Origin of the sequence: Streptomyces sp. NPDC013157 (genome assembly GCF_042899865.1) — a bacterium.
In the GTDB taxonomy this organism is placed as follows: domain Bacteria; phylum Actinomycetota; class Actinomycetes; order Streptomycetales; family Streptomycetaceae; genus Streptomyces.
Window position 1 is genome coordinate 50,378 of sequence record NZ_JBIBAK010000001.1, and the last position, 24,732, is coordinate 75,109.

Genomic DNA, 24,732 nt, shown 5'->3' on the forward strand with positions numbered 1-24,732 from the left:
GTCGCCCGGCCGATTCGCCGGTGGCAGTACGTGGGCCGAGCCTGCCGGGGCCATCAGGTGTGGGGAGGTCCGGGCCGACGCCCGGACGTCCTGAAGCAGGCGAGCCGTGTGCGCCTTCGGGCCCGCCCGGGCGCCTGCGCCGATTGCCTAGTCCTCGGCCAGGATCCTGTGGAGTGAGCGAACGTTGACCACGCCCTGGTCGTTGCGTACGTCTTTGCCCGCCAGGAAACGGGCCGGCGCTGCCGGTTCGCCGAGGTCGGAGAGGACCGTCCGGGCATCGGGGAAGGGGTCGTCGCCTGTGAAGTGGCTGGTGGTGACGAGGTGCGGGAGGCCCGCCCGGGCGGCGGCGAGCGCGCCGGACTGGGAGTCCTCGACGACGACTGCCTCCTCGGCCGAGCGGCCCAGTTCGCGCAGGGCCAGCAGGTAGATGTCCGGAGCGGGCTTCTTGGCGGGCACGATGTCCCCTGCGTAGACGCCGCTCATCCGGGCCCTGATGTCGGCGCCGACCACCGAGCGCAGCACCGCCTCGACGCTGTGCTGAGCCGAGGTGGAGGCCACGGCGACCTGCCAGCCGGCGTCGAGCGCCTCGGCGATCAGGCGCCGCACGCCCGGTCGGCCGGGCAGCGCGCCGTCGTCGACGAGCTGGATGTAGATCTGACTCTTGCGCCGGTGGATGGCGGCGACCTTGTCGGCCAACTCCTCACCAGGAGCGGCGAGTTCGATCTCGGGGTGATCGGCCAGGTACGCCATGAGGCGCTCCTTGCCTCCGCCGGTCTTCAGCAGCGCGGCGTACTCCCGCGCGGTCCACCGGAAGGGGGCACCGAACTCCGCGAACGCCTGGTTGAAGGCGACGAGATGCCCGTCGAGCTCGGTGTCGGCCAGCACTCCGTCGCAGTCGAGGATCAGGGCGCGGTCGGCACTCATGCGGACACCGCTTTCGCGGTCGCCGCGCCCCTGCTGCCGAACAGGTCGATGTGTTCCAGCGTCACCGCCGTGACCGCCGCGGAGATCTGGTCGAACATCTTGACCGGCTCCCACTTGCCGGTGGCCTCCGCGGTGGCGAGATGGGTCCGGGCCGCCTTCATGTAGGCGATCTTGAGGGCGGTGGAGATATTGATCTTTGATATGCCGGCGCCGATGAACCGGCGGAAGTCCGACGCGGCCAGCCCGGTGCCGCCGTGCAGCACGACCGGGAGATCGGTGAGCGCGCGCAGGCTCTCGACGCGGTGGAACTGCAGGACCGGTGCCGCGCTGTACAGGCCGTGCGCGGTGCCGAGTTGGGGGGCGATCATGTCGGTGCCGGTCTCGTGCGCAACCTCGACGAGTTGTCCGACCGAGTAGGAGTGCTTCGCCTCGTCGGACCCGACCCCGTCCTCGACACCGATGATGTTCTCGATCTCGGACTCGACGCCGACGCCCGCCTCATGAGCCTCGGCCACCACCTCGGCGGTCTCCTTCCGAGCCTGTTCCAGGGAACGGTCCGACGCGTCGAAGAGGACCGATGTCCAACCGGCCCCGATCACCTGGGTGATCACTTCCCGGTCGGGGCAGTGGTCGAGATGGAGCGCGACGGGCACGCGCACGCTCTGCGCAGCCGACCGGGCGATCGCCGCCAGCAGGGTGAGGCCCACGCTCCTCACTGTCTTGACCGAGGTTTGCAGGATGATCGGCGACTGCGCCGCCTCGGCCGCCCGGACGACGGCCCGTGCGGAGAGATCGTCAACGATGTTGACGGCGGGGACCGCGTATCCGCCGTTCTGTGCCGCGGTCACCAGATCCACCGTGTTGGCCATCGCCATGGTGTGTCTTCCTTCTGCTGGGGTGCTTCGCTGATGGAGGTGCAAGTCGTCAGTTCGTGGGCGGCGGCGCCAGGACCCGCCTGAGGACATCCAGTACGCCGGGATCCTCGATGGTGGACGGTGTCGGTTCCACCCGGCCGTCGGCGATGGCCCGCAGCGACTTACGCAGGATCTTTCCGGAGCGGGTCTTCGGCAGGGCGTCCACGATCGACACCTCCTTGAACGCGGCCACGGGTCCGATGTCCCGTCGAACGGCCGCGATCAGTTCGGCGCGGAGCGTGTCGGCCTCGACGTCCGCGTCGGCCTTGAGGACCACCAGGCCGCGGGGCACCTGGCCCTTCAGGGCGTCGTGCACACCGATCACCGCGCACTCGGCGACCGCCGGGTGTTCCGCGAGGACCGCTTCCATGGAACCGGTGGACAGGCGGTGGCCGGCCACGTTGATCACGTCGTCGGTGCGGCCCATGACGAACAGGTAGCCGTCCTCGTCGGTGTATCCGCCGTCTCCGGTGCTGTAGTGGCCGGGGAAGCGGGACAGGTACGACTCGACGTAGCGGTCGTCGTCTCCCCAGAGAGTCAGCAGGGTGCCCGGGGGCAGGGGGAGCCTGATGCAGATGGCGCCCTCGGTGCGCGGCGGCAGGACCTCGCCGGAGGGGCTGAGGATCTCGACGTCGTATCCCGGCATCGGCACCGTCGGTGACCCGGGCTTGATCGGGAGTTCCTGAAGTCCTCGCGGGTTGGCCGCCACCGCCCACCCGGTCTCGGTCTGCCACCAGTGGTCAACCACCGGCACACCCAGGATCGACGACGCCCAGCGGTAGGTCTCCGGGTCGAGCCGCTCCCCCGCGAGGAACAGCGCCGTGAAACCGGAGAGGTCGTACTTGGCGACTTCGCCTCCCTGTGGGTCGAGCCTCTTGATCGCCCTGATACCCGTGGGGGCCGTGAAGAGTGCCTTGACGCCGTACTGGGAGATCACGCGCCAGAAGGCTCCGGCATCCGGTGTGCCGACCGGCTTGCCCTCGTAGAGGACGGTGGTGGCACCGACCAGCAGGGGTCCGTAGACGATGTACGAGTGGCCGACGACCCAGCCGACGTCGGAGGCGCTCCACCACACGTCGCCGGGGCCGATGTCGTAGATGTTCTTCATCGACCAGGTCAGGGCCACGGCGTGGCCGCCGTTGTCGCGGACCACGCCCTTGGGCCGGCCGGTGGTGCCGGAGGTGTACAGCACGTACAGCGGGTCGGTGGCCGCTACGTCGACGCACGGGGCGGGACGGGCATTCGCCATCAGCGCGTCCCAGTCGTGGTCCCGCGGACCCAGGTCCGCGCGCAGGCGCTCACGCTGCAGCACCACGACGGAGGTGGGCGGGTGGTCCGAGGCGGCGATCGCCTCGTCCACGATCGGCTTGTAGGCGATCACCCGCCCGGGCTCGATCCCGCAGGAGGCGGTGACCAGGATCTTGGGAGCGGCGTCGGTGATGCGCGCGGCGAGTTCCCTGGGCGCGAACCCGCCGAAGACGACCGAGTGCACCGCGCCCAGCCGGGCGCAGGCGAGCATCGCGACGACCGCCTGCGGGATCATCGGCATGTAGACGACCACCCGGTCGCCCTTGCCGACACCTTGGTCGCGCAGGACTCCGGCGAACCGTGCGACCTCGTCCCGCAGTTCGGCGTAGGTGTATGCCGCGGTGGCGCCGGTGACGGGGGAATCGTAGAGGAGGGCCGGCCGTTCGCCGTGCCCGGCCTCGACGTGCCGGTCCAGCGCGTTGTAACAGGTGTTCAGCTCCCCGTCGGGAAACCAGCGGTGGAACGGCGGGCGGCCGTCGTCCAGCGCCCTTCGCGGTGTACGTGACCAGGTGACGGCGTGTGCGGCATCGAGCCAGAACCGCTGCGGGTCTTTGAGGCTTGCTGCGTAGCTGTCGGCATACGCGTCCATGAATGACTCCCTGTGCTGTCCGTGCTGCCCGTGCTGCCCGTGCTGTCCTCAGTCCGGTGGGGCGAGCTCGTCGTCGGTGAGTACGCGCGAGCGGATCAGGAAGCGGACTCCCTTGGGGGCTTCCAGCGAGAATCCGCCGCCCCGGCCGGGGACCACGTCGATGGTCAGGTGCGTGTGCTTCCAGTATTCGAACTGCGCGGCCGACATCCACACCGGGATCGGGGTGTCGAGCCCGTCCACGTCGAGGTCGCCCAGGTGCACGTCCGAGAGACCGGTGCGGAACTCCCCGGCCGGGTAGCACATGGGTGCGCTCCCGTCGCAGCAGCCGCCGGACTGGTGGAACATCAACGGCCCGTGCTCGCCGGCCAGCTCCCGCAGGAGCCGGCCGGCGGCAGCGGTGAGATCGACTCTCCGGATCGGCATGATCAGAAGAAGCCCAGCGCGTTCGGCGAGTAGGAGGCGAGGACGTTCTTGGTCTGCTGGTAGTGCTCCAGCATCATCTTGTGCGTCTCGCGGCCGATGCCCGACTGCTTGTAGCCGCCGAAGGCGGCGTGCGCGGGGTAGGCGTGGTAACAGTTCGTCCACACCCGGCCGGCCTGGATCTCCCGGGCCGCGCGGTGGGCGGTGTTGTTGTCGCGCGTCCACACCCCCGCCCCGAGGCCGTACAGCGTGTCGTTGGCGGTCTTGACGGCGTCGGCGTAGTCGTCGAACCGGGTCACCGCGACGACCGGGCCGAAGATCTCCTCTTGGAAGACCCGCATCTTGTTGTCGCCCTCGAACACGGTCGGCTGGATGTAGTACCCCCCGGAGAGCTCTCCGCCGAGGTCGGCCTGCTCGCCGCCGGTGAGGACCTTGGCGCCCTCCTTCCGGCCGATGTCGATGTAGGAGAGGATCTTCTCGAACTGGTCGTTGGACGCCTGTGCGCCGATCATCGTCTCGGTGTCCAGGGGGTGGCCCTGCTGGATACGGCCGACCCGCTCGATCCCGTCGGCGAGGAACTGCTCGTACATCGAGGACTGGATCAGCGCTCGCGACGGGCAGGTGCACACCTCTCCCTGGTTCAGCGCGAACATCGCGAAGCCCTCGAGGGCCTTGTCGTAGAAGTCGTCCCGGGCGGCGGCCACGTCCGCGAAGAAGACGTTGGGGCTCTTGCCGCCGAGTTCCAGGGTGACCGGGATGATGTTCTCGCTGGCGTACTGCATGATGAGCCGGCCGGTGGTGGTCTCGCCCGTGAAGGCCACCTTGCGGATCCCCCTGTGCTGCGCGAGGGGCTTTCCGGCCTCGACGCCGAAGCCGGTGACCACGTTGAGCACGCCGGGCGGGAGCAGGTCGGCGATGAGGTCGAGCAGCACATGGATGGAGGCGGGGGTCTGCTCGGCCGGCTTCAGGACGACTGTGTTGCCGGCGGCCAGCGCGGGGGCGACCTTCCAGGTGGCCATGAGGATCGGGAAGTTCCAGGGGATGATCTGCGCCACCGGGCCCAGGGGCTCGTGGAAGTGGTAGGCCACCGTGTCGGCGTCGATCTGGGAGATCCCGCCCTCCTGCGCCCGGATCGCCGCGGCGAAGTACCGGAAGTGGTCGATGGCCAGCGGGATGTCGGCGGCGAGGGTCTCACGGACCGGCTTGCCGTTGTCCCAGGACTCGGCGACGGCCAGGGCTTCCAGGTGCTGCTCCATCCGGTCGGCGATCCGGTGGAGGATCAGCGCCCGTTCGGCCGGCGACGTGCGGCCCCAGGAGGCCGCGGCGCCCTCGGCCGCCGCGACCGCGCGGTCGACGTCGTCGGCGGTGCCGCGGGCGACCTCGGTGAAGACCGCGCCGGTGACCGGGGTGGGGTTCTCGAAGTACTCGCCCTTCGCCGGCGCGACGTACTCGCCGCCGATGAAGTGGTCGTAGCGCGGCTTGAACGCCACCACGCTCTGGGGTGCGCCGGGCGCTGCGTACTGGGGCATGGCACGGCCCTCCTGTCATGACTCTGGCACTCTGCGCGGGGCAGAGGGAAACGGGGGAATGGGTGGTGGTGCCCGGGGATCGGCCGGTCAGCCGACCGCGGGGACCTCGTCCGGGACGTCGCCGCCGCGCACGCTCTGCGCCTCGCCCGCGGCCGGTGCGAGCTTGCGGCTGATGTAGAGGGAATAGGCGACGGCGGCGGCGATGACGACCGCCGGCAGGACGAAGCGGTCGTGGAACAGGCCCAGGTCCTTCATCGGGATGTTCACGACCACCGACGCGACGAAGATGACCGCGGCGGGTGCGTCGACGTAGCCGTGTCCGAAGTTGTTGATGGTGCGGGAGATGAACTCTCCGCCGAAGGCTCCGAGGATGCCGAAGGCGATGCCCCACAGGATGCTGATGCTGCTGTGGGTGACCGCGTAGCTCTGGACCACGGCCAGGCCGGCCACCATGCCCACGTGGTGGGTGACCGGGATCTGCAGTCCCGAGGCGAAGAAGAAGAAGGTGACGACGCCGATGGCCCAGGCGGGGATGATGGCCAGGCCGGCGGTGGCCGGGTTCTGCAGCATCATCCAGGCGATCCAGCCGGCCAGTCCCCCGGTGAAGATCCCCACCATGGTCAGGACGGGCGGCGTGCACTGCCAGGACAGCCAGACCGCCGGGCTGCGCACGCTGTAGCGGCCGCCGGCCGCCTTGACCTCGTCGGGCGTCCTGGCGAAGATCTCGCCGAAGCCGCGGCGGCCGAAGAGCTTGCCCATGATGCAGATCAGTGTCACCGTCAGGGCGATGCTGTCGACGCGGGAGCCGAAGGCGTCGGCGAACAGGCGCTGCAGGAAGTAGCCCAGGGTGCCGAACAGGCCGCCCACGACCATGGGCGAGACCCGACCGGTGCTGATGAGAGGGGTGAGGACGTTCTTGCCGGTCTCCTCCAGGTAACCGCGCCGGCCCGCGTAGGCGGCGGCCGCGACGGCGGGGCCGAAGGACACGTGCGGTCCGAGGTAGAGCCCGAACGCGTACACCCCGAGGAAGTCGACATGCCCTGCCTGGCCGGGGGCCACGAGCAGCGCGACGAACGCGGCGAGTCCGGTGAGGGTGACGGCCCCCACGGCGCCCAGAGCGGCGGCGAAAGCGCCGGCGCAGAACGAGACCACGACACCGATGATCACTGTTTCCATGGATTCATCGCCCTTCAGGTGCGCTTCCTGATTCCGAGCGCGCTCGGAATCAGAACCCCTGCGCCGCGGCGACGGCCGGGTAGACCCGGTCGCTCAGGGCGTGGTAGGTGCCGTCGAAGATCTGGTACATGTCGTCGTAGACCTTGACGTTGGCCTCGACGGGCTCCCAGCGGCCGACCACGTGGACCATCTCGTCGACGGCTTGCTTCAGACTGCCGAAGACGCCGGCTCCGACCGCGCCGATCATCGCGGCGCCCAGGGCGGTGGCCTCCTTCGCCTTGACGGTCTCCACGGGCTTGCCGTACACGTCGGCGGAGATCTGGTTCCACAGCGGCGAGCGTGCGGCGCCGCCGGATATGCGGAAGAACTCGAAGTCGGGAAGACCGGCCTGGTTGATGGCGTCGATCATCGCGCGCATCTCGTAGCAGACGCCCTCCATCGCCGCCCGCACGATGTCGGACTTGTTGTGCCCGAACGTCATGCCGACGAAGGCGCCCCGGGCATCGGCGTTGTAGAAGGGGCAGGCCGCGCCGGCCAGCCACGGGACGAAGACGAGGCCCTGCGCGCCCGGACGGGACTGGGCCGCCTGCCGGGTCAGGAGGTCGTAGCAGTCGATGCCGGTCAGCTCCTGCGCGGTCATCTCCAGCTGGCCGAACGTCTGGCGCACCCACTTGAAGCTGCTGGCCGCCGCGCTCGCGTGTCCCTCGATCTCCCACTTGTGCAGGGCCGACCCGATCACGTGGGCCTTCCTGTTGGGGTCACGCACCGGCTGTTCGGACTGGGCCACGATGACGCCGGCCGTGCCCAGCACGAGGGAGGCCATGCCCTCGGTGATGTTGCCGAGACCGACGGCTGCGCACTGGTGGTCGCCGCTGCCGACGACCAGGGGGGTCCCCTCGGCCAGGCCGGTCTTCTCCGCCACCTCCCTGGTCACTGCGCCCGCGACGGTGCCCGACGGCACGTTCTTCGAGTACTTCGCCGCGTCGACACCGAAGATCCCGGCCAGCTTGTGGTCGTACTGGAAGGTGTCGCCGTCGACGATCTGCCACCAGCCCGCGTCGTCGGTGTCGTCGATGTAGTCGTCGGCGCCGTAGGCCTTCATGACGAGGGCGTGGATGCTGTGGATGAGGGCGGTGCGCTCGTACAGCTCCGGGTGGTGCTTCTTGACCCAGTAGATCTTCGACGAGGGCCAGACCTGCCCGAGGGGGAATCCGGTGATGTCGTAGAGGTCGTCGGCCGTCATGCCGTGCTCGGCCAGCTGCTGCTCCATCCAAGGGAGCATCTCGGCGTTGCGCAGGTCCTGCCACATGATGATGTCCCGGACGAAGCCGCCGTCCTCGTCGCGCAGCACGAAACTCGACCGCATCATGGTGAAGCTGATGGAGGCGATGTCCTGGGGGTCGATGCCGCTCTTGCCGATCGCCTCGCGGGTGGAGTCGTAGCAGTTGTCGATGATCGCCTGCGGGCTGCACTCGACCCAGCCGGCCTGCGGGTAGCGCAGCGGGTTCTCCTTGTAGCCCGACGCTATCTCGTCGCCGCGGAGGTTGAAGATGACGGTGCGGCATCCGGTCGTGCCCGCGTCGATGCCGATCACATATCTTTTGCTGTCCACTGAGATTCCTCCTTGAATTCAGTAGATTCAGACGTGCCGCCGTCCCGAGCGGCCCGATTTGTGCTGCACCAGAATCCGGTCAGGAAATTACCGGAGATCTGTCGCGAAGTGATTCAGTTGTTGTACATGTAGCGGCCGCCAGTGACGTCCACCGAGATGCCGGTGACGTACGCGCTCTCGTCGCAGACGAGGAACATCACGGCACCGGCCGTGTCCGAGGGCTGGGCGATCCGACCCATCGGCACGTTGCCGACCTGCTGGGCCTTCGTGGTGTCCGTGTGCGCTCCCTGGTCGGTGAGCGGGGTCTCGGTGACGCCGGGGCAGACCGCGTTGACCCGGATGCCGTCGCTGACGAAATAGCCGGCGGCGTACTTCGTGAGACCGATGAGACCCGCCTTCGACGCCACGTAGTGGGGGCCCGCCCAACTGCCGCCGCTCTTTCCGGACGTGGAGGAGATGTTGACGATGCGGCCACCGGTGAGCTTCATGTAGGGGTGGACCTCGCGCAAGCACCGGAACGCCCCGGAGAGGTTGATGTTCATGACGAAGTCCCATTCCTCGTCGGAACATTCAGGCAGTTGCGAGAACCGGGCGACGGCCGCGCCGTTGACCAGGATCGTGATCTTCCCGGTCCGGTCGAAGACCTCCTGGAAGGCACGCTTCACGGACGGCGAGTCGGAGATGTCCATGTGCACCGCGAAGGCTTCGCCGCCGGCCTCCTGGATCTCCTTGACCGTGTTCGCGTTGGCGTCGTCGTCGATGTCCGCACAGGCCACCAGCGCGCCGTGCGCGGCGAGTTCCAGGGCCACCGCGCGGTCGATGCCGGATGCCGCGCCGGTGACCACGGCGACATCGCCCTTGAGTCGTTCGCTCCTCATGGCTCCGCCTCAGTCCCTGGTGATCTCGATGTTCGAGAAGATCTCCTCGAACAGCGGCAGTTCACGGATGATCTGGTCACCCGCGCGCGTCCCGACGATGTCCGCCCCGGCGGCCACGCAGCCCAGCGCCACGGCGGTGGTCCAGAAGCGTCCGGTCCCGGCGAGCTTGATCCTGACTCCGGAGTCCTTGAGAGTGTCGTTCATCAGTTTGATGACCGCCATGTCCGGCCCGCCCTCCCGTCCGGTGGACGACTTGACGTAGTCGCCGCCGCCCTCGGCCACGCTGTTGCAGGCCGCGACGATCTCGTCCGAGGTCAGCCGGGACACCTCGACGATGAACCGGGTCTCCCGTCCCTGGGCGGCCTTGACCAGCTCCCGGACCTCCTTGGTGACCTTGTCGTACTCGCCGTTCTTGAGCGCCCCGAACTCGATCACGGGGTCGATGAGGACGGCGCCGCGCCGGACCGCGTCCTCGACCGCGGCGACCTTGGAGGTCAGGGTGCCGGTGCCGAAGGGGTAGTCGGTCACCACGTTCGGCAGCACGTCCGTGCCCTTGAGCTCGCTGACGATGTAGTCGAGGTAGTTCGGGTTCACGCAGCACGCGTGGACGTTGTGCTCGAGGCAGACCGCCACGAGCTCCTTGATGGAGTCCAGGGTGGTGTCGGGGTGGACCAGCGATATGTCGAGCATCTTGGCGAACGACTGCGCGTCGATCTTCTTGCCGCGAATCTTGATCACGATTTCGGACCTCCCTAGAGGCTGTTCTCAGTACCCCTGGATTAGATCTGTATATACAGGCAAGTACGAGATTGGACGAGAGCGTATGTGCGGCGCCTGGGCCAGTCAAGAGACTGGTTCAGGGGAGTTGGGCAGAGGTGTTCAGCATGGCCGCTCCGCAGGGCGGGAGGCCGCGCTGATCGACTCGCAGGCCGCGTCGGCCACGGCCTCGGCGGTCAGGCCGAAGCCGAACAGGCCGCGCTCGAAGCGGGCCGGCATCGCCATGCCGACAGCGTTGGCGACACCCTGGCCGAGCGGGCCCGTCGTGGTCTCGACACCGGGCGTGTGTCCGTGCTCCGGGTGTCCGGGCGTGCGGCTTCCCCAGCTGCGGAAGGCCTGGAGATCCTCGAGTTCGAGGCCGTATCCGGCGAGGAACAGCTGGATGTAGAGCGTCAGGCTGGTGCGGCCGGGGGGACAGTACGAAGCGGTCCCGGCCGGTCCGGTCGGGGTCTGCGGGGTCGTGCCGCATCAGTTTCCGGAAGAGCAGGCAGGCGGCCGGGGCCAGGCTCATCGCCCTCCCGGGGTGGCCGTTGCCCGCCTTCTGCACGGCGTCCATCGCCAGGACGCGCGCGGTGTCCACGGCACGCTGGTCGATGTCGCTCCACTGCAGGTGGTCGGTGGTCGTGCGGGAGTGCACAGCTTTTTCTCCTTCGGAGTGACGGAAACGCTTTCTCCTCGGGGTGGTGCCGCGCCGCGGGCGGGTGGGGAGGCAGCCTGCCGCCCGCGGCGCGAGATCGGCCGGCTCACACGTCCGGGATGGCGTCCCATCGGGCGCGGGTGTACTGGCCTGGGTAGGGCGCCTGCGTCCACGGCATGCCGAGTTCGTGTGCGGCGCGCAGGGGCCAGGCCGCCTCCCGCAGGGCCACGCGCCCCAGGAAGACCGCATCGGCCTCACCGGCCGCCAGGACGGCCTCGGCCTGTTTGGGATCGAGGATCAGTCCGACGGCAGCGGTGGGGATCCCGTTGTCCTCGCGGATCCTGGCGGCGAGGGGGACCTGGTAGCCGCGCGTGGCGGGAATGTCGGCGGGGGCGATGCTGCCGCTGGACACGTCCACCAGATCCACGCCCCGCTCGCGCATGAGCCCCACGAACCTGCTGGTCTGTTCGATGTCCCAGGCGTCCGGCAGCCAGTCGGTCGCCGAGACGCGCACGAACAGCGGTTTGCGGTCCGGCCAGACCTTCCGGACGGCTTCGACGACTTCCAGGGGGAAACGCACGCGTCCCTCGAAGGATCCCCCGTACTCGTCGGTCCGGTCGTTGGCCAGGGGCGAGAGGAACTCGTGCAGCAGATACCCGTGCGCGGCGTGGATCTCCAGGACGTCGGCACCCGCCCGGTGCGCGCGCCGCGCGGCGTCCGCGAACCGGGAGGCGACACCTTTCATCTCGTCCCGGGTCAGCGCCCGGGGCGCGGGGCGGCCCGGGTGTTCCCTCGTGGACGGAGCGACCGTGGTCCACCCACCCCGGTCGGGGGGCAGCACGCCGGACGGCTCACCGGGAAAGCCACGCCAGGTGGAGGCCTTGCGGCCGGCATGGGAGATCTGGAAACCGAACGCCGCGCCCTGGGCGTGCACGAAGTCCACGATGCGGGCCCAGCCCTCGGCCTGCCTGTCGTTCCACAATCCGGCGTCCTGCGGCGTGATCCGGCCGGCGGGATCGACCGCCACGGCTTCGGACATGATGAGCCCGAAGCCGGTCTGGGCCCGTGCGCCCAGGTGGGCCAGGTGCCAGTCGTGGGGCATGCCGTCCTCCTCGACACAGGAGTACTGGCACATCGGGGAGAGCCAGATCCGGTTGCGGACGGACACACCCCGCAGGGTGCAGGGCTCGAACAGAAGCGGCATGGTCACCGGTCTCCTTGGAGGTCTGCGGCGGGCGGAACGCCGGGTGTCGTCTGACGGGGGTCGCTGTCGCGCCGGTCAGTCATGGCCGACCGGGGCCGTGGCCGCCGCGTTCATGAAGCGGCGCTGGTACGACACGACCTGGTTCGCCGAGGCGAAGCGCGCGAGGTACTCGGGCTCGGCCGTGATGACCAGCCGGTCGACGACGTCCGCGAACTCGGGATCGGTCATCAGCTTGTCGAGATCCCGGTAGTTGGCGCCCTCCATGCTGCACACGATCAGACGGGTGTCGGGCAGGTGGGACTGCTTGAGCAGGCGCAGGTTGTGCCGGACGGCGTCCAGGCCGTCCCACCCCTCCGCGTCGTTCAGGTGCCGGTAGGAGACGAGATCCTCGCCGTAGTGCAGGACGTCGATGAGTTCACGGTCGCCGCCCGAGGCGGACAAGTGGTCGGTGTCGACGAGGAACGTCCTCAACTGCTCGAGGCGGGACCTGTCCCGGGTGGCACGGTAGGAGGCGACGAGATCACGCACGTGCCTGGCCTGCGAGAGCCGGTGGCGGATGAAGCTGTTGATGAAGTACGGCTTCGCCTGCAGCGCCAGGGCGCTCTGGTACGGCTCGAACATGAGCGTGTAGTTGACGCGGTAGCCGTGCTCGCGCAGGGCCAGAGCGAGGGTGTGCGACCGGAACGCGTCCTGCGTGGACGGGGAGGCGTAGTGCGCGCCCAGCTTCCGGTCGCCGCTCATCAACTCGTGCACGTTGCCGGCGTTCACCGGGCCGGTGTGCGGGACCTTCACCACGAGCCGGTACGGCGAGAGGATCTCGCGGTACACCGCGATCTCGTCAAGGATCTTGTCGAAGTCCGGCTCGAAGGGGTTCTCGATCTCGACGCTGACGTCGCAGCCGGGACCGAGGACGTCGCCGAGCTCCGTCATCACCTCCTCCAGCGTGTGGAACTTGCGCCCGACGTTCGCCTCGGGATTGTTGATGAACAGGTCGTAGACGATCCCGGGGTTGCAGGTGAGGTTGCCCAGCAGACCCGCGACGGGGGCGACCTCGTACGGGTTGGCGGAGTCCGCGGAGTACACGACACCGGTCGGCCGGCGAACGCCGTTCCCGTCGAAGCCGATGTCGCGCACGAGGTCGATCGACAGCAGACCGTCGGGCTCCAGTGAGCTCTCGATCCGGAAGCCTGCCGGGATTTCCCCCTCGGGCACGGCGAACGTCCTGATGACGTCACGGAACCGGTCCGTCACCGCCACCGCGCTCGCGCACCGGTTGAGCGCTTCGAAGTCCCGGCGCTCCAGAAGGAGGTCGCGAACCCGGCGGACGTCGCCCTCGTGACCGCGGGCCGCGTCCGCGGTCAGAGCGCCGAGCGTGTAGTGCACTCCGGTGCGCCCGGCACCGGCAGACCGGTAGTTGACATGGGGCATCTTCTCGCCTTCCTGCGCTACAGGAGGAGTACGCGGGAGCCTCACTCCACAAGTAGATACACCTGAGTTACTGAGGCATTACCTGTATATACAGGGAAAGCTAGGTGGTCGCTCCCCGCATGTCAACCGATCGGATCCATGACGTTCGCGCACGCACGCGTCCACACATCGAGAAGGCCGACACCATGTGGCCCACCCGGGAGGCTTCGGATGCGGGATGCCGAGCAGCCCACAGCGGGCCACCACAGCAGCACGAAGTCCGGCATGGCCGGCATCGGACGCGCCGTGAGGGCGGGGCGCCCGACGGCAGTCGGCCAGGGGCTTCGAAGGCACGGACGAAGTGGTTCCGGGCTGCCGGCAGCCCGGCTTCCGGGCGCCGGGGGCGGTGATGCAGGCTGTTCCGCACCGCCATGAGGGTTCACCGCACCGAACGCCGCCACCCCTCGGCCGCGAGTGATCGCCTAACCGCCCGGTGACGACCTGTCAAAGCCCAGGCAGCGTCCCTCGCCGGGCAGCCGGCGGGTGCCGCCGGACGGCTCACCGACAGCGTCACTCGAGCGTGCGACGCTCACTCCGGCGGGCGGTGGAACTCGAAGGTCACCTTCATCTTGTCGCCACGGAAGAGCACGTGGCAGTACTCGAACGGCCCGCCCGAGGACGCGTAGTTGGTCTCCTCAAGCTGCAGGAGGGTGAAGCCGGGTTTCACCTGGAGCAGTTGGGCGTCGCGCTCGCTGGCCAACGCCGTCTCGACGGACTCGACGACCCGCGCCGGCTTCAGACCGTAGTCCGATTCCAGCACGTCGCGCAGCTGCACACCCTCCAGGTCCTTGTCACCCAGGTCCGGGCACACACCCACGGGGATGTAGGAGAGGTGGATGCTCAGCGGTTCGCCGTGCACGGTCCGCAGCCGCTCGATCCGGTACACCGTGTCGCCTTCGCCGAGCCCCAGCTCCTTGCGCACCCGCCCCGGCGCCTCCACCTTGGAGGAGTTCAGCAGAATGGTCTTGCTGGAGATCCCCAGGTCGTCGAGCTGGCGCTGGATGCCGATCGGCAGGTGCGCCCTGTTGGCGATCTTGGGTTCGGCCACAAAGGTCCCCTTGCCGGGAACCCTGTAGACCAGCCCCTGCTGGACGAGCCTCGTGATCACCGCCCGCGCGGTCATCCGGCTCAGTCCGTACGTCGCGCTCAGCTCGTTCTCGGACGGGATCTGCTTGTTCGGCAGCCACTCCTCGTCGGCGATTCTGTCCTTGATCGCCTCTTCCAGCTGTACATGCAGCGGCGTCGGGCTCGATCGGTCCAACATGGCGGCCCCCGTTTCGGCAACATGTATGTACAGGAACGGTCAGCATATCACCTGCTAGTGGCACGAGGGCGGGAGTTTGTCAACACCTCGGACCGCCGCGGTCACCAGGTGGCGGTGAGCACGATCTTGCCGACCGTCCTTCCCGACAGCACCTCCAGGTGTGCCCGGCGGATGGTGTCCGTCGTGATCCCGTGCAGAGTGGTGGCCATCGTGGTGCGGATCGTCCCTGCCTCGACGAGCTCGGCGGTGCGGTCGAGCAGCCGCCGGTGCGCGGCCATGTCCTGTGTCTCGAACATGGGGCGGGTGAACATCTTGACCCAGTGCCAGGTGACCGACTTGTCCTTCAGGGGAAGGATGTCGAGCGCCGTGGGGGAATCAAGCGCGGCCACCCGGCCGAACGGTACGGCGATCTCCGCGAAAGCCTGCATGTTGCCCTCGGTGTGCGGGGCCAGGATGTAGTCCACGCCCAGGGGCGCGGCCCTCTTCACCTCCTTGACCAGGTCATGGTGGTCGACGACGTGGTCGGCGCCGTGGGCCAGTGCCCACGCGCGGGACTCGGGCCGGGAGGCCGTCGCGATCACTCGCAGGTTCGTCAGCCGCTTGGCGAGCTGGAGGGCGATCGAGCCGACGCCACCCGCCCCGGCGAGTACCAGCAGGGTTCCCGTGCTCTCGGCGGAGAGCCCGAAGTGGTCGAACAGGGCTTCCCATGCGGTGATGGTCGTCAAGGGCAACGCCGCGGCTTGCGCGAAGGTCAGACCACGCGGCATCCGTCCCACGAGCCGGGCGTCCACCGCATGGTAGGTGGCGTTCGTGCCGTCACGCGTGACGTCGCCGGCGTAGTAGACGCGCTCCCCCACTGCGAACTCGGTGACATCGGCTCCGATCGCCTCGACAGTCCCTGCGGCGTCGTAGCCCAGGACCCTGGACTCCCCCTGCCCCATGCGGGCATGCAGCTTCGTGTCGACGGGGTTGGCCGAGACGGCGTGGATCCGCACGAGCAGGTCGCGCGGTCGCAGCCCGGGCATCGGCAGGGTGCGGGTGAGGAACGCGTCCGGGTCCGCGGCACCGCGGCCTCCCTGCGCGACGATCCCTGTCATCGTGCCGCCCACCGCTGCCTCCATCAGATCGGTTTTGCGCGTCGGCGCCGCGCAGGCGCTCCGGCCGCCGGTCCGGACGCGGCGAAGAGGCGTGGATCACGGCGCGGTGCCGTTCGCCCCACCATGCCATGGTCACGATCGCCGCTGCGCAGCCGACCGAGCCGGTCGGCCCCGGCCCGCCGCCGCGGCACCCGCGGCAGAGGAGGCAGCGCGGCCTCCGCACCCGTGCTCCAACCTGCGCGACAAGCAAGGAAGTTGGACTCGTCGATCGCGGGTCTGGGTGCGAACTCCTTCCGCAGGAACCGACTTGGCCGACAGTCCGTGCGTGATCCCGAACGGACTGGACGCGCCGCGGAGACCCGCCGCGCCGATGCTGGTGGAGTGAGGGATTTCGAGGCCCCGAGCGACCCGACTCGGGTGCGAGCTCCTCCGGGGACGCGCGATCGAAAGGAGAGTCCGATCTTGCGAGAACGCGCATTCAGGACACATGCGCCACCCACTGTCCAGTCTTGCGACCAGCCGCCATCAGTAGCAAAATGCGGGACACCGTTCCGCAATACGACACATGTATGTAGGCCAGGGAGTAGCCCATGAGTGACAGTCCGCGCCTGAACCGTCCGGTCACCGTCCACTTCCGCGCAGACTGGGGGCAGGCGAACTTCCACCGGATCTCCGGTTGGCTGTCGCAGGAACTCGGCGACCGGTCGCCTGAAGGCTCCCGGTTCGCCGTGTGGAACGGCCGGGGCGGCACGGACCAGATCGCGGCGTTGCGCGCCAAGGAATGCGACATCACCATTGCCACGCCGACCGCGGCACTGAGCATGCTGCAGCAGGCCGGCGAGCTGGAGGGGCTGGCCGCCCTGGGCGTCATCCCCCAGCGGGACAGGCTCGTGGTCGCGGTGGATGCCGAACTCCCCGTGTCCACCGTGGCCGACCTGGCCTCCATCGACCGCCCTCTGACGATCGCGACCTCCCAGGACGACGGGGTGAACCTGATCGGCCTGGCCACGCACAAGGCGCTGCGGCTGGCCGGCCTCGACCTGGACCGGTTCTCGTTCTTCTACGACGAGCGCCCCTTCCCGCCGATCGCCCGGTTCGCGGCAGGCAAGGCGGACGTGCTCATCCACGAAGCCATCATGACTCCGCACTGGCAGAGCATCGACCGAGTCCGTCCGGTGAAGTACCTGCCCTGGGGCGACGCCGTGCTGGACGCGTTCGAGGCCGAGGGGTGGGGCCGGGCCGTGGTGCCCGCCGGCTACCTCCCGGGACTGGAGAAGGACCTCACCACGCTCGAGTTCTCCGACTTCGGAGTGCTGTGCCGCGAGGACCTGGCCGACGACCTCGCCTACCTGGTCACCTGGTGCATGGTCCGCACCAAGGCGGCCCTGGAGGGCCAGTACAAGCACATCCCCGCCGACTACTCCCCCGTCGGCTACCCCCTCGACCCGGCCGCGATGGCGCGCACCCCTCTGCCGTTGCACCCGGCCGCGGCACGCGCGTATGCCGACCTGGCCGACGCCGACCTCACGGCGGACGACGGCTCGGTCATCTGGAAGTGATCCAGTAACCGCGGGGCCGGGCGCACCACCAGGGCTCGGCCCCGGGTCCCCGTCAGCGCGCGGTCTCGTCCCTCGACGTCCCGCTCAGTCGCGCACGGCCCAGCAACTCGTCCAGGACGGCCGCGTGCGGCTCGGCGGTATTGCGCACGTGGACGTGCAGCGAGGCCGGCCCGGTGTCGAGTTCCTGCGCCAGCCGACGCATGGTCACCTCAACAGCGTGGAGAGCAGCCAAGCCGTGCGCACGGGCGGTCGGATCGGCTGGACCCTGCCCGCACACAACACCGAACCGCGGGCACAGCTGGCCGAGGTGCGCGAACGCGGATACGCCGCCATGAACACACCCGGCGACGCCAGCGAGATCGCCGCCCTCGTCCGGGACAAGCGAGGCCGTCCGCGCGCCGCGCCCATCACGACTTCGCCGACACGGTCGTACGCATGGCCAAGGAGCTGAGCGACCGCGTCGGCTGATCGCGCATCCCCACGAGCGGCCGGAACTCCCCAGGGAGTCCGGCCGCTCTACGCATGCCGAAACGCAATACCTCCGGCACGACGGTTGCCGAGCCGCGTATTTGGTATCACACTGACGGCCAGTGTTCCGCATAGCGCTACAAGAGCCTTCCCGTCCGTTGCGATCTTCGCAAAGGAGCCCGGTATGTCTGCCCTTGAGCCCAGCCTTGACGAGGTCGAGAAAGCGGTGAGCGTGATGCGCGCTCGGTCCGCCGAACCGGCCCAGGACTCGCTGCTGAACAACATCAAGCCGCCCGCGGACGGCGGCCAGCAGGTTTTGCTGCGCGTGGACCCGCTCGCGGCTCTGTGGGCCGACCACCGAGTGCGACTGCTGTGGCGCGGGGTGCTCGACTTCAGCGACGACGGCACATGGCTCACCGGTATGGGCCCGTGCCGGCGCCGTCGTCCCCTGCGGGAACGTTCTGCAGGGCGGCCCGGCGCAGGAGCACGGGCAGTTCTACCACTGGCACACCGTCTCCGACGTCGTGATCCGCTACGGCGCCCACAACTCGCCTCTGTCGCCCGGGCAGATCATCGCCACGCAGAACCTGCACGGAGTGAACTCGCGGTTGAGGATTGCCGTTCCGAACTTCTGCGCCACGAGTACGACGCCTCGCCACCGGCCCAGTGGGCGGACGAGGCGGTCCGTCAGTTCCCGACCATGGTCGGTTCCACCCAGTTCGCGGCACTGCGCAACAGGGACGAGATCCGCACGTGCAAGGAGTGCGGTCACGTCAACAGTCTCTTCCCCGTGGAGGGTTGGGGCCGGCCACGGCAGGTCCGCCGGACAACCGCGGTGCGGGCCGCCGAGGCCGCCATGCGTGAGGCCGCCGTCACCGACGCCTGACAACGCTCCAGCTCTGGGTGGAGCACGGCCCGTGCATGTGCCCGTACTCCACCTGTGTCCCTCGCCGTAGTCGCCCACGCCGTTCCCGGAACGCCGGCCGCTCACCCACGGCCGCCGCATCACCTTGCAGCATTACGCGTCCTGTTGCTGCCGCACGCCCGAGTCAGAGCCGCAAGCACGCCGCCCTTCCAAGGCCTTTCGTGTCCTGCTGCACCGCAACCCCGCACAGGCCCCGCGTCCTTGCGCCCCGCCGGTTGCCCCGTTGCCGTCCCTCACCTCATCAGAGGAGTACGAGCCGTGTCCTCTTCCCTTCAGCCAGCTGCGGCGGCCGAGACCGCCGACAGCCGGCCCGCCCTATCCCGACCGCTCGCAGTGGCACTTCTTCTCGTCTGGCCCGCCCAGCTGCTGACCGTCGTGGGATCGATCGGCAGCAACGCCATGCCACAGATCGCCGAGCACATGCGCACCCCACACATCGCCTGGTTCACAGTGACCTTCGTCCTGGTCTCGCTGATGACCGTGCCGTTCGCCATGAAACTGGGCTCCGTCTTCGGCAAACGCCGCATCATGGTCATCCTCACCGCGGCCGGCCTGGTCGGTGACATCGTCGCGGCGGTGGCCCCCAACTTCACGGTCATGCTCATCGGCCGCGCCATGGGAGGCTTCTACGGGCCGGTGGTGCCGCTGGTCATGGCGAGCGTACGCGAGATCTTTCCCCGGGCATGGGTGTCCACGGTGTACGGGATCATCACGGGGTCGATCGGCATCGCGCAGGTCGGCAGTCCGCTGCTGGCCGGTTGGCTCATCGACGACTTCGGCTGGCGTGCGGCCCTTTGGTCACTGGTGATCTCGACCCTCGTGGCGGGAGCATGCCTGCTGGCGATGCCCGAAACACCCCGCAAGGGCACCGTCAGGAACTTCGACTGGGCGGGCGGTCTGCTGCTCGGCGGTGGGGTGGCCCTGCTCGTCTTCGGAATCGGCAAGGGCGGCAGCTGGGGATGGACCGCGGCCGGCACCATGATCTGCCTGGTGGCGGGCGTGGCCGCCCTCGTGGGCTTCGTGCTGGTGGAGCTGCGCGTCCAGCAGCCGGTCGTCCACGTGCGGATCCTCGCCAGGCGTGCGGTCGCCGCAGCCGTGATCGTGCCGTCACTGGTGCAGGGCGTGTTCTTCGTCGTGCCGACGGTCCTGACCTTCCTCGCCCTGTATCCGGCCATCCCGCACGTCTCCGACGGCCTGGGGTGGAGTGTCACCCACACCGCGGTCGTCGGTATCGCGGCCGGCGTGGTCACCGTCCTGGCGGGAGTAGCCGTGGGTCGGCTGCTGCGCAGAACGGGCCCCCGGTTGCTGTGGTTCGTCAGTACCGGCACTCTCTCCGTCGGCCTGCTGCTGGCCGGGCTCTACCACGGCGACGAGGTGGAGATCATCCTGACGGGCGTGGTCATCGGTCTGGGTGGCGGCATGCTCGTGTCCACCGTCGGCTCGATGATCGTGTCCGTGGTGTCGCTGGAGGACCAGCCGGCGGCCAGCGGCATCTCCTCCCTGCTCTATCAGGCATCGGGAGCGCTGACATACCAGTTGCTGTTCCTTCAGTTGGACGATCACTCCACGGTGATGCGGGGTGTGACGTTCTACGCGGACGCCGGCTTCCGCAACGCCTACTTCGTGCTCGCCGGCCTCGTCGCCGTCGGCTTCCTCCTGACGCTGGGAATGCCGCGGCTGCAGCGCCCCGAGCAGGCGCTGCAGAGCTGACCGGGAGCGAACCCCATCCCGTCCGGACACCGAACCGAACGACACCCCCTCACAAACGAGTCCAGGAGGCGGCCATGTCCGGCCAGGCTCCCGCGCTGCGGCGCCCTGTCACCCTTCACTTCCGCGGTGACTGGGGACAGGCCAACACGCAGCCGGCGGCAGTCCCCGCAGCAGTACGCCGGGCCGCCGCGGCGGATCGCCAACGTCATCCGGGTCGTACCACCACCGCGATCATGTGCGCCGTCAGGACCTGAGCCGCCACGAGTCCAGCCGTACTCCCGAGGGCGGATGGGGAGGTTTCGCATCCGCCCTCGCGGTCATCCGAACACGTGATACTCACGCGTCCCGTTCCGAGGACGCGGAAGGGAACCGCGGCGGGCGCTTCTCATGGAACGCGGTGATTCCCTCCAGCGCGTCTTCCTGGTAGAAGTCGATGGTCTCCAAGGCGACGGACAGTTCGAAGGCAGGTGCCGCCAGGCGAAGGACGTGGTTGAGAGCCCGCTTGGTGGATCTGACCGCTCGTTGCGGTCCCGCGCCGATCCGGTCGGCCAGATCGTAGGCCCGCTGCAGCACTTCGTCTCCCGGCACCGCCAGGCTCACCAAGCCGATGCGCTCGGCCTCCGCGCCGGTGAGGAATTCCGAGGTGAGGAGGTAGTACTTCGACTTGGCCATCCCGCACAGCCATGGCCAGAGCATCGCGGCGTGGTCGCCGGACGCGACACCGAGACGCATGTGGCCGTCTGTGATGCGGACCGTCTCGTCGATGATGCTGATGTCGGCAGTGAGCGCGACGGCAAGGCCGGCGCCCACAGCAACTCCATTGATCGCGGAGATGATGGGCTTCTTGCAGTCGAGCATGTTGTTGACGATGTCCAGCGCGACCTGGCCCGACCTCAGCACGCGCTCGCTTCGCAGGGCTGCGCGGGGATCGGCGTCCTGCTTCAGATCGCCGCCCGCCGAGAACGCGCGCCCGCGCCCGGTGATCACGGCCACGCAGGCGTCGGGATCCTCGTCGAAGGTTCGCCAGACCGCTGCGAACTCGTCGTGGAGTCGTTCGTTGGCGGCGTTCAGCCGTTCCGGCCGGTCAATGATGATCACGAGGACGCCGTTCGGGCGGCGCTCGAAGGACAGGTGCTCGTAGTCGTCGTACCTCATGTCACTCGGCCGCCGCGTCGCGCTTCTTGGCGTATGCGAGCGCGGTCGCACACAGGATCTCGAACATGATGTTGGCGGCGTTGAGCGCTGTCTGTCCACTGGGGTCGAACGGCGGTGACACCTCCATGACGTCGCCGCCGATGACGTCGAGGCCCTGGATTCCTCGCACGAGCGCCAGGGCCTGCTTCATGGACAGGCCGTCGGGCTCGGGGGCTCCGGTTCCGAAGGCGTAGGGGACATCGAGGACGTCGACGTCGAAGGTGACGTACACCGGCGAGTCGCCGACGACGCGGCGCACCTCGGTGAGCGTCCCGTCGACCCCGATGCGGTCGATGTCCTCGATGGTCAGCAGGGTCATGCCATGGTCCTTGTGCCAGCTTCGGTCCTCGTGAATGAACCGGGTGCCGTGGATACCGAGGCTGATGGTCTTGGTCGCGTCGACGTAGCCGTGCTCGATGGCGGCACGGACGGCGTTGCCGTGGTGGATGTAGTCCCCGCCGAAGGGGTCGTCGTAGGCGTCCGGATGCGCGTCCAGGTGGATGAGGGCGATCGGCCCGTTGTCGCCGACCAGGCCCTTGATGGCGGAGTAGGTGACACCGTGATCGCCACCGGCGGCGACAACCGCGGCGCCGGTCGCGGCGATGCTCGCGACGAACTCGGCGGCCAGGTCGATGCTCAGCTTCGGGTCCATCGGGTTGACCGGTGCGTTGCCGGCGTCGACCACATCGCAGAGCTCGAACGGTGCTACCCCATGGAAGCTGAGCTGGCGGATGAGACCGGACATCTCACGGATCTGCGCGGGCCCGAGCTTCGCCGATCCCCGCCCGCTCTGGAACTCGAACGGCAGGCCGACAAGGGCGATCTCCGCACCGTCGAGTTCGGGCTTGTAGGGCCGGCGCATGAAGGTGGAGAGACCGGCGAAGCGGGCGATGGACCGGCGTCCCAGCTCGGCGGCCACGTCATTGATCTGGTTCGTCATGTTCCTTCTCCTTGGGTGCAGTTGTTCAGTCGTTGGCCAGAGCCAGGACGGTGGCCGCCAGGACCCGCGTTCCCGTTGCCAAGTCGGTGAGGTCGGTGTCCTCCTTCGGGTTGTGGCTCAGACCGTCGCGGCTGGGTACGAACACCATTCCGGTCGGGGCGTGCCCGGCCAGGTGCAGCGAGTCGTGGAAGGCGCCGGAGTCGATCGGCACCGCCGGGATGTCGAGCAGCCGGGCAGCGTCCGCGATAATCCGCTGGATGACCTCGTCGAACGGGGTCGGGGGCATCTCCATGACCCTTGCGATCGTCGCGCCGTCCTGCGAAGCCACGATCGAGCGCAGCCTGGACTCGGCCGATTCAAGTGTCGTGGTTTCGGGATGCCGCAGGTCGACGCTGAAGGAGACGCGTTCGGGAATGACGTTGATCGATCCCGGTCCGACGTTCATGCGGCCGATGGTCAGCCGCAGGTTGTCGTCACCATCGGCGAACAGGCGGTAGACATCGGATGCGATGGCGGTTGCCTTGCGCAGGGCGTCGTCGCGGGCGCCTTTGGGGGTGCTGCCGGCGTGTGCCGCGACACCGGTGGTCTCGACCTCGAACCATCGGGTTCCCTGGATCCCCCGGACGACGCCGACGGGGATGCCGACCGCCTCGAGGATCGGTCCCTGCTCGATGTGGGCTTCGACGAAGGCCGCCAAGGGAGCACCCAACGGACGTGAGGGGACATCAGAGAAGTCGGCGACGACAGCGGACAGCTCCTCCTCGACGGTGATGCCGTCCTTGTCGGCGGTCCTGAGGAAGCCCGCGAGCAGCCCGGGGTCGGTGAACGCGGAAGCTCCCATCGATCCGGGAGGGAAGCGGCAGCCCTCCTCGTTGGTCCAGATCACCGCCTCCACCGGACGACGGTGGGACACACCGCTGTCACGGAGCGCCGCGAGCACCTCGATGGCCGCGCATACCCCGTAGGCGCCGTCCAGCTTCCCCCCGGTCGGCTGACTGTCGGCGTGGGAGCCTGTGACCACAGGCAGGGCATGGGGGTCTGACCCTTCGACCCGGAAGAAGAGGTTGCCGATCGTGTCCTGATGGGCAGTCGCACCGTAGCCCCGGGCGAGGTCGATGAGAAACCGGCGGCCCCGAAAGTCGTCATTGGTGAGGGCCTGCCGGTTCACACCGCCGTCGTCGCGGGCGCCGAAGGCAGCCAGGTCGTTGATCAGCCTCCCCAGACGATGCTCATCGACCGCCGTGGCGAGCGTGCGGACGTCCTCGCTCGAAGGCCCTCTGGTGGTTTGATTTGTTGACGAAGCAGTCACACGCTCAGCAGCTTTCGGTCGGCCTGGCCGGTGACGGATCCAGGAGCGGTTAGGTCGGGCGGTATTCCGGTCACGCCACGAGGCGGGCGGCGCCGCTCACTCGGCTGCGGTCAGGATCGTCGCCGACCTGGGAAAGTTAGTCGTGGACGAGGCCGTCCAGCGCGTCCGCCGCGCATGTGGTGTGCCGACTGCGGCGATACCGCCTGAGAGCGAGTACCACTCGTGTTCGGCGGTGTACTGCGGTTCCTTGGGGAGAGTCATGTCTTCTGTTCCTCTTCGGTCCTGCGGTCTCACTGCGGACGTCGGGAGCAGGGCAGCTCCGCGACGACGACCGTCTCGTTGATGCCGCGGGACGCCGACCGCGAGTTGGGTGCCCCTGCTCGCGTGGTCAGGGCTCACGTAGGTCATCGCCACCAGGCTGCCGCTCGTCGGGGCCGGTGCCGACCTGGGCGCCCGTCACCCGGTCGACCACTGCCTGTCCGGCACGCGGCGAGCGGCTTGCTCCGGCGAGTCCGACGGAGAGCCTGGTCCGCCCCGCGTCGAACGGGGTGAGGTCCCCGGTCAGCTCGTGGCCGTACGGCATTCCCGCCTCCAGGCGGAGGGTGTCTCGACACGGGAGTCCGGCAGGGCACGGCACCGAAGCCGGCACCGGATCAAAGGAGAGCCCGCCCGATTCCTCCGGCATCGACGACTGGCACGAAGATCTCGAAGCCGTCATCGCCGGTGCAGGCCGGCTGGAATGACGTCCCACAGGTCCCGATGGGATGGACGGTCAGACGCCGGTGGTCTCGCGTACAGGGTGATGTCCGGCCGTCTCCGACGAGTGGCGCA

24 protein-coding genes and 1 pseudogene are annotated in these 24,732 nt (G+C 68.7%); 5 read left to right on the forward strand and 20 right to left on the reverse strand.

Annotated elements, in window-relative coordinates; all coding sequences use genetic code 11:
* Positions 1-147 precede the first annotated feature (147 nt).
* The 14 genes and pseudogenes from ACFY6U_RS00210 to ACFY6U_RS00275 form a co-directional block, all read right to left on the reverse strand.
* Positions 148-924 carry an HAD-IA family hydrolase gene (locus ACFY6U_RS00210; protein ID WP_390034308.1) on the reverse strand — a complete coding sequence of 259 codons (777 nt, stop codon included), beginning with the start codon at positions 922-924 and terminating at the stop codon, positions 148-150.
* Complete coding sequence (locus ACFY6U_RS00215; protein WP_390034309.1) at positions 921-1,799, reverse strand: ketose-bisphosphate aldolase; 879 nt, start codon at positions 1,797-1,799, stop codon at positions 921-923. The genes ACFY6U_RS00210 and ACFY6U_RS00215 overlap by 4 nt, the downstream gene beginning before the upstream one ends.
* 49 nt (positions 1,800-1,848) lie before the next feature.
* Complete coding sequence (locus ACFY6U_RS00220; RefSeq protein ID WP_390034310.1) at positions 1,849-3,735, reverse strand: propionyl-CoA synthetase; 1,887 nt, start codon at positions 3,733-3,735, stop codon at positions 1,849-1,851.
* 48 nt (positions 3,736-3,783) lie between these two features.
* Positions 3,784-4,158, reverse strand: a complete 375-nt coding sequence (locus ACFY6U_RS00225; RefSeq protein WP_390034311.1) for a DUF779 domain-containing protein — start codon at positions 4,156-4,158, stop codon at positions 3,784-3,786.
* A 2-nt stretch (positions 4,159-4,160) separates the two neighbouring features.
* Positions 4,161-5,684, reverse strand: coding sequence for an aldehyde dehydrogenase family protein (locus ACFY6U_RS00230; protein ID WP_390034312.1), 1,524 nt, complete (start codon positions 5,682-5,684; stop codon positions 4,161-4,163).
* A gap of 87 nt (positions 5,685-5,771) precedes the next feature.
* A complete protein-coding gene (locus ACFY6U_RS00235) occupies positions 5,772-6,860 on the reverse strand; it encodes a hypothetical protein (RefSeq protein WP_390034313.1) in 1,089 nt (362 codons plus the stop codon).
* A 49-nt stretch (positions 6,861-6,909) separates the two neighbouring features.
* Positions 6,910-8,472, reverse strand: a complete 1,563-nt coding sequence (locus ACFY6U_RS00240) for an FGGY-family carbohydrate kinase (protein WP_390034314.1) — start codon at positions 8,470-8,472, stop codon at positions 6,910-6,912.
* 113 nt (positions 8,473-8,585) lie between these two features.
* A complete protein-coding gene (locus ACFY6U_RS00245) occupies positions 8,586-9,350 on the reverse strand; it encodes an SDR family NAD(P)-dependent oxidoreductase (protein ID WP_330351173.1) in 765 nt (254 codons plus the stop codon).
* Between the two features lie 9 nt (positions 9,351-9,359).
* The gene (gene deoC / locus ACFY6U_RS00250; protein ID WP_390034315.1) at positions 9,360-10,088 is read right to left on the reverse strand and encodes a deoxyribose-phosphate aldolase; all 729 of its coding nucleotides are present in this window, start codon (positions 10,086-10,088) and stop codon (positions 9,360-9,362) included.
* Positions 10,089-10,316: 228 nt separating this feature from the next.
* Positions 10,317-10,683 (reverse strand): annotated as a pseudogene (locus tag ACFY6U_RS00255) (transketolase); the annotation flags it as partial.
* A gap of 187 nt (positions 10,684-10,870) precedes the next feature.
* Positions 10,871-11,968, reverse strand: a complete 1,098-nt coding sequence (locus ACFY6U_RS00260) for an NADH:flavin oxidoreductase/NADH oxidase (protein ID WP_390034316.1) — start codon at positions 11,966-11,968, stop codon at positions 10,871-10,873.
* Between the two features lie 75 nt (positions 11,969-12,043).
* Positions 12,044-13,396 (reverse strand): hypothetical protein, encoded by a 1,353-nt coding sequence (locus ACFY6U_RS00265; RefSeq protein ID WP_390034317.1) that lies wholly within the window; start codon positions 13,394-13,396, stop codon positions 12,044-12,046.
* Between the two features lie 568 nt (positions 13,397-13,964).
* Complete coding sequence (locus ACFY6U_RS00270) at positions 13,965-14,699, reverse strand: GntR family transcriptional regulator (RefSeq protein WP_390034318.1); 735 nt, start codon at positions 14,697-14,699, stop codon at positions 13,965-13,967.
* A 101-nt stretch (positions 14,700-14,800) separates the two neighbouring features.
* Positions 14,801-15,820: a zinc-binding alcohol dehydrogenase family protein gene (locus ACFY6U_RS00275; RefSeq protein ID WP_390034319.1), complete on the reverse strand. Its 1,020-nt coding sequence runs from the start codon at positions 15,818-15,820 to the stop codon at positions 14,801-14,803.
* Between the two features lie 566 nt (positions 15,821-16,386).
* Between ACFY6U_RS00275 and ACFY6U_RS00280 the strand changes: the two genes are divergently transcribed.
* Positions 16,387-17,355 (forward strand): TAXI family TRAP transporter solute-binding subunit, encoded by a 969-nt coding sequence (locus ACFY6U_RS00280; RefSeq protein ID WP_390034320.1) that lies wholly within the window; start codon positions 16,387-16,389, stop codon positions 17,353-17,355.
* Positions 17,356-17,407: 52 nt separating this feature from the next.
* Here ACFY6U_RS00280 and ACFY6U_RS00285 read toward each other — a convergent pair whose 3' ends face one another.
* Positions 17,408-17,563, reverse strand: coding sequence for a hypothetical protein (locus ACFY6U_RS00285; RefSeq protein ID WP_390035211.1), 156 nt, complete (start codon positions 17,561-17,563; stop codon positions 17,408-17,410).
* A 9-nt stretch (positions 17,564-17,572) separates the two neighbouring features.
* Here ACFY6U_RS00285 and ACFY6U_RS00290 point away from each other — a divergent pair, with 9 nt between their 5' ends.
* The 3 genes from ACFY6U_RS00290 to ACFY6U_RS00300 all read left to right on the forward strand — a co-directional run bounded on the left by ACFY6U_RS00290 (position 17,573) and on the right by ACFY6U_RS00300 (position 20,458).
* Positions 17,573-17,806, forward strand: coding sequence for a hypothetical protein (locus tag ACFY6U_RS00290; RefSeq protein WP_390035212.1), 234 nt, complete (start codon positions 17,573-17,575; stop codon positions 17,804-17,806).
* A gap of 717 nt (positions 17,807-18,523) precedes the next feature.
* The gene (locus ACFY6U_RS00295; RefSeq protein WP_390034321.1) at positions 18,524-18,709 is read left to right on the forward strand and encodes a hypothetical protein; all 186 of its coding nucleotides are present in this window, start codon (positions 18,524-18,526) and stop codon (positions 18,707-18,709) included.
* 372 nt (positions 18,710-19,081) lie between these two features.
* Entirely contained in the window at positions 19,082-20,458 is a 1,377-nt protein-coding gene (locus ACFY6U_RS00300; RefSeq protein ID WP_390034322.1) for an MFS transporter, read from the forward strand.
* Positions 20,459-20,794: 336 nt separating this feature from the next.
* Here ACFY6U_RS00300 and ACFY6U_RS00305 read toward each other — a convergent pair whose 3' ends face one another.
* Genes ACFY6U_RS00305 through ACFY6U_RS00315 form a run of 3 tightly spaced genes read right to left on the reverse strand, consistent with a single transcriptional unit; the run spans position 20,795 to position 23,760 of the window.
* Positions 20,795-21,613: an enoyl-CoA hydratase/isomerase family protein gene (locus ACFY6U_RS00305; protein WP_390034323.1), complete on the reverse strand. Its 819-nt coding sequence runs from the start codon at positions 21,611-21,613 to the stop codon at positions 20,795-20,797.
* A gap of 1 nt (position 21,614) precedes the next feature.
* Positions 21,615-22,592, reverse strand: a complete 978-nt coding sequence (locus tag ACFY6U_RS00310) for an arginase family protein (RefSeq protein WP_390034324.1) — start codon at positions 22,590-22,592, stop codon at positions 21,615-21,617.
* 25 nt (positions 22,593-22,617) lie between these two features.
* Positions 22,618-23,760 (reverse strand): M20 family metallo-hydrolase, encoded by a 1,143-nt coding sequence (locus ACFY6U_RS00315; RefSeq protein WP_390034325.1) that lies wholly within the window; start codon positions 23,758-23,760, stop codon positions 22,618-22,620.
* On the opposite strand from ACFY6U_RS00315, the gene ACFY6U_RS00320 reads away from it, so the two are divergent.
* Positions 23,674-23,889: a hypothetical protein gene (locus ACFY6U_RS00320; RefSeq protein ID WP_390035213.1), complete on the forward strand. Its 216-nt coding sequence runs from the start codon at positions 23,674-23,676 to the stop codon at positions 23,887-23,889. The two genes, ACFY6U_RS00315 and ACFY6U_RS00320, sit on opposite strands and share 87 nt — an antisense overlap.
* Positions 23,890-23,997: 108 nt before the next feature.
* Here ACFY6U_RS00320 and ACFY6U_RS00325 read toward each other — a convergent pair whose 3' ends face one another.
* Both ACFY6U_RS00325 and ACFY6U_RS00330 read right to left on the reverse strand, forming a co-directional pair.
* Positions 23,998-24,162 carry a hypothetical protein gene (locus ACFY6U_RS00325; protein WP_390034326.1) on the reverse strand — a complete coding sequence of 55 codons (165 nt, stop codon included), beginning with the start codon at positions 24,160-24,162 and terminating at the stop codon, positions 23,998-24,000.
* 127 nt (positions 24,163-24,289) lie between these two features.
* Positions 24,290-24,484, reverse strand: coding sequence for a hypothetical protein (locus ACFY6U_RS00330; protein WP_390034327.1), 195 nt, complete (start codon positions 24,482-24,484; stop codon positions 24,290-24,292).
* Positions 24,485-24,732: the final 248 nt, after the last annotated feature.

What these genes read in the sequence shown, in the direction of transcription:
- ACFY6U_RS00305 (WP_390034323.1), bottom strand. Translation starts at nt 21,613, where the DNA reads ATGAGGTACGACGACTACGAGCACCTGTCCTTCGAGCGCCGCCCGAAC.
- ACFY6U_RS00310 (WP_390034324.1), bottom strand. Translation starts at nt 22,592, where the DNA reads ATGACGAACCAGATCAATGACGTGGCCGCCGAGCTGGGACGCCGGTCC.
- ACFY6U_RS00270 (WP_390034318.1), bottom strand. Translation starts at nt 14,699, where the DNA reads ATGTTGGACCGATCGAGCCCGACGCCGCTGCATGTACAGCTGGAAGAG.
- ACFY6U_RS00330 (WP_390034327.1), bottom strand. Translation starts at nt 24,484, where the DNA reads ATGCCGTACGGCCACGAGCTGACCGGGGACCTCACCCCGTTCGACGCG.
- ACFY6U_RS00275 (WP_390034319.1), bottom strand. Translation starts at nt 15,820, where the DNA reads ATGGAGGCAGCGGTGGGCGGCACGATGACAGGGATCGTCGCGCAGGGA.
- ACFY6U_RS00295 (WP_390034321.1), top strand. Translation starts at nt 18,524, where the DNA reads ATGGTCGGTTCCACCCAGTTCGCGGCACTGCGCAACAGGGACGAGATC.
- ACFY6U_RS00230 (WP_390034312.1), bottom strand. Translation starts at nt 5,684, where the DNA reads ATGCCCCAGTACGCAGCGCCCGGCGCACCCCAGAGCGTGGTGGCGTTC.
- ACFY6U_RS00260 (WP_390034316.1), bottom strand. Translation starts at nt 11,968, where the DNA reads ATGCCGCTTCTGTTCGAGCCCTGCACCCTGCGGGGTGTGTCCGTCCGC.
- ACFY6U_RS00265 (WP_390034317.1), bottom strand. Translation starts at nt 13,396, where the DNA reads ATGCCCCATGTCAACTACCGGTCTGCCGGTGCCGGGCGCACCGGAGTG.
- ACFY6U_RS00235 (WP_390034313.1), bottom strand. Translation starts at nt 6,860, where the DNA reads ATGGAAACAGTGATCATCGGTGTCGTGGTCTCGTTCTGCGCCGGCGCT.
- ACFY6U_RS00210 (WP_390034308.1), bottom strand. Translation starts at nt 924, where the DNA reads ATGAGTGCCGACCGCGCCCTGATCCTCGACTGCGACGGAGTGCTGGCC.
- ACFY6U_RS00220 (WP_390034310.1), bottom strand. Translation starts at nt 3,735, where the DNA reads ATGGACGCGTATGCCGACAGCTACGCAGCAAGCCTCAAAGACCCGCAG.
- ACFY6U_RS00325 (WP_390034326.1), bottom strand. Translation starts at nt 24,162, where the DNA reads ATGACTCTCCCCAAGGAACCGCAGTACACCGCCGAACACGAGTGGTAC.
- ACFY6U_RS00280 (WP_390034320.1), top strand. Translation starts at nt 16,387, where the DNA reads ATGAGTGACAGTCCGCGCCTGAACCGTCCGGTCACCGTCCACTTCCGC.
- ACFY6U_RS00225 (WP_390034311.1), bottom strand. Translation starts at nt 4,158, where the DNA reads ATGCCGATCCGGAGAGTCGATCTCACCGCTGCCGCCGGCCGGCTCCTG.
- ACFY6U_RS00320 (WP_390035213.1), top strand. Translation starts at nt 23,674, where the DNA reads ATGGGCAGTCGCACCGTAGCCCCGGGCGAGGTCGATGAGAAACCGGCG.
- ACFY6U_RS00215 (WP_390034309.1), bottom strand. Translation starts at nt 1,799, where the DNA reads ATGGCGATGGCCAACACGGTGGATCTGGTGACCGCGGCACAGAACGGC.
- ACFY6U_RS00245 (WP_330351173.1), bottom strand. Translation starts at nt 9,350, where the DNA reads ATGAGGAGCGAACGACTCAAGGGCGATGTCGCCGTGGTCACCGGCGCG.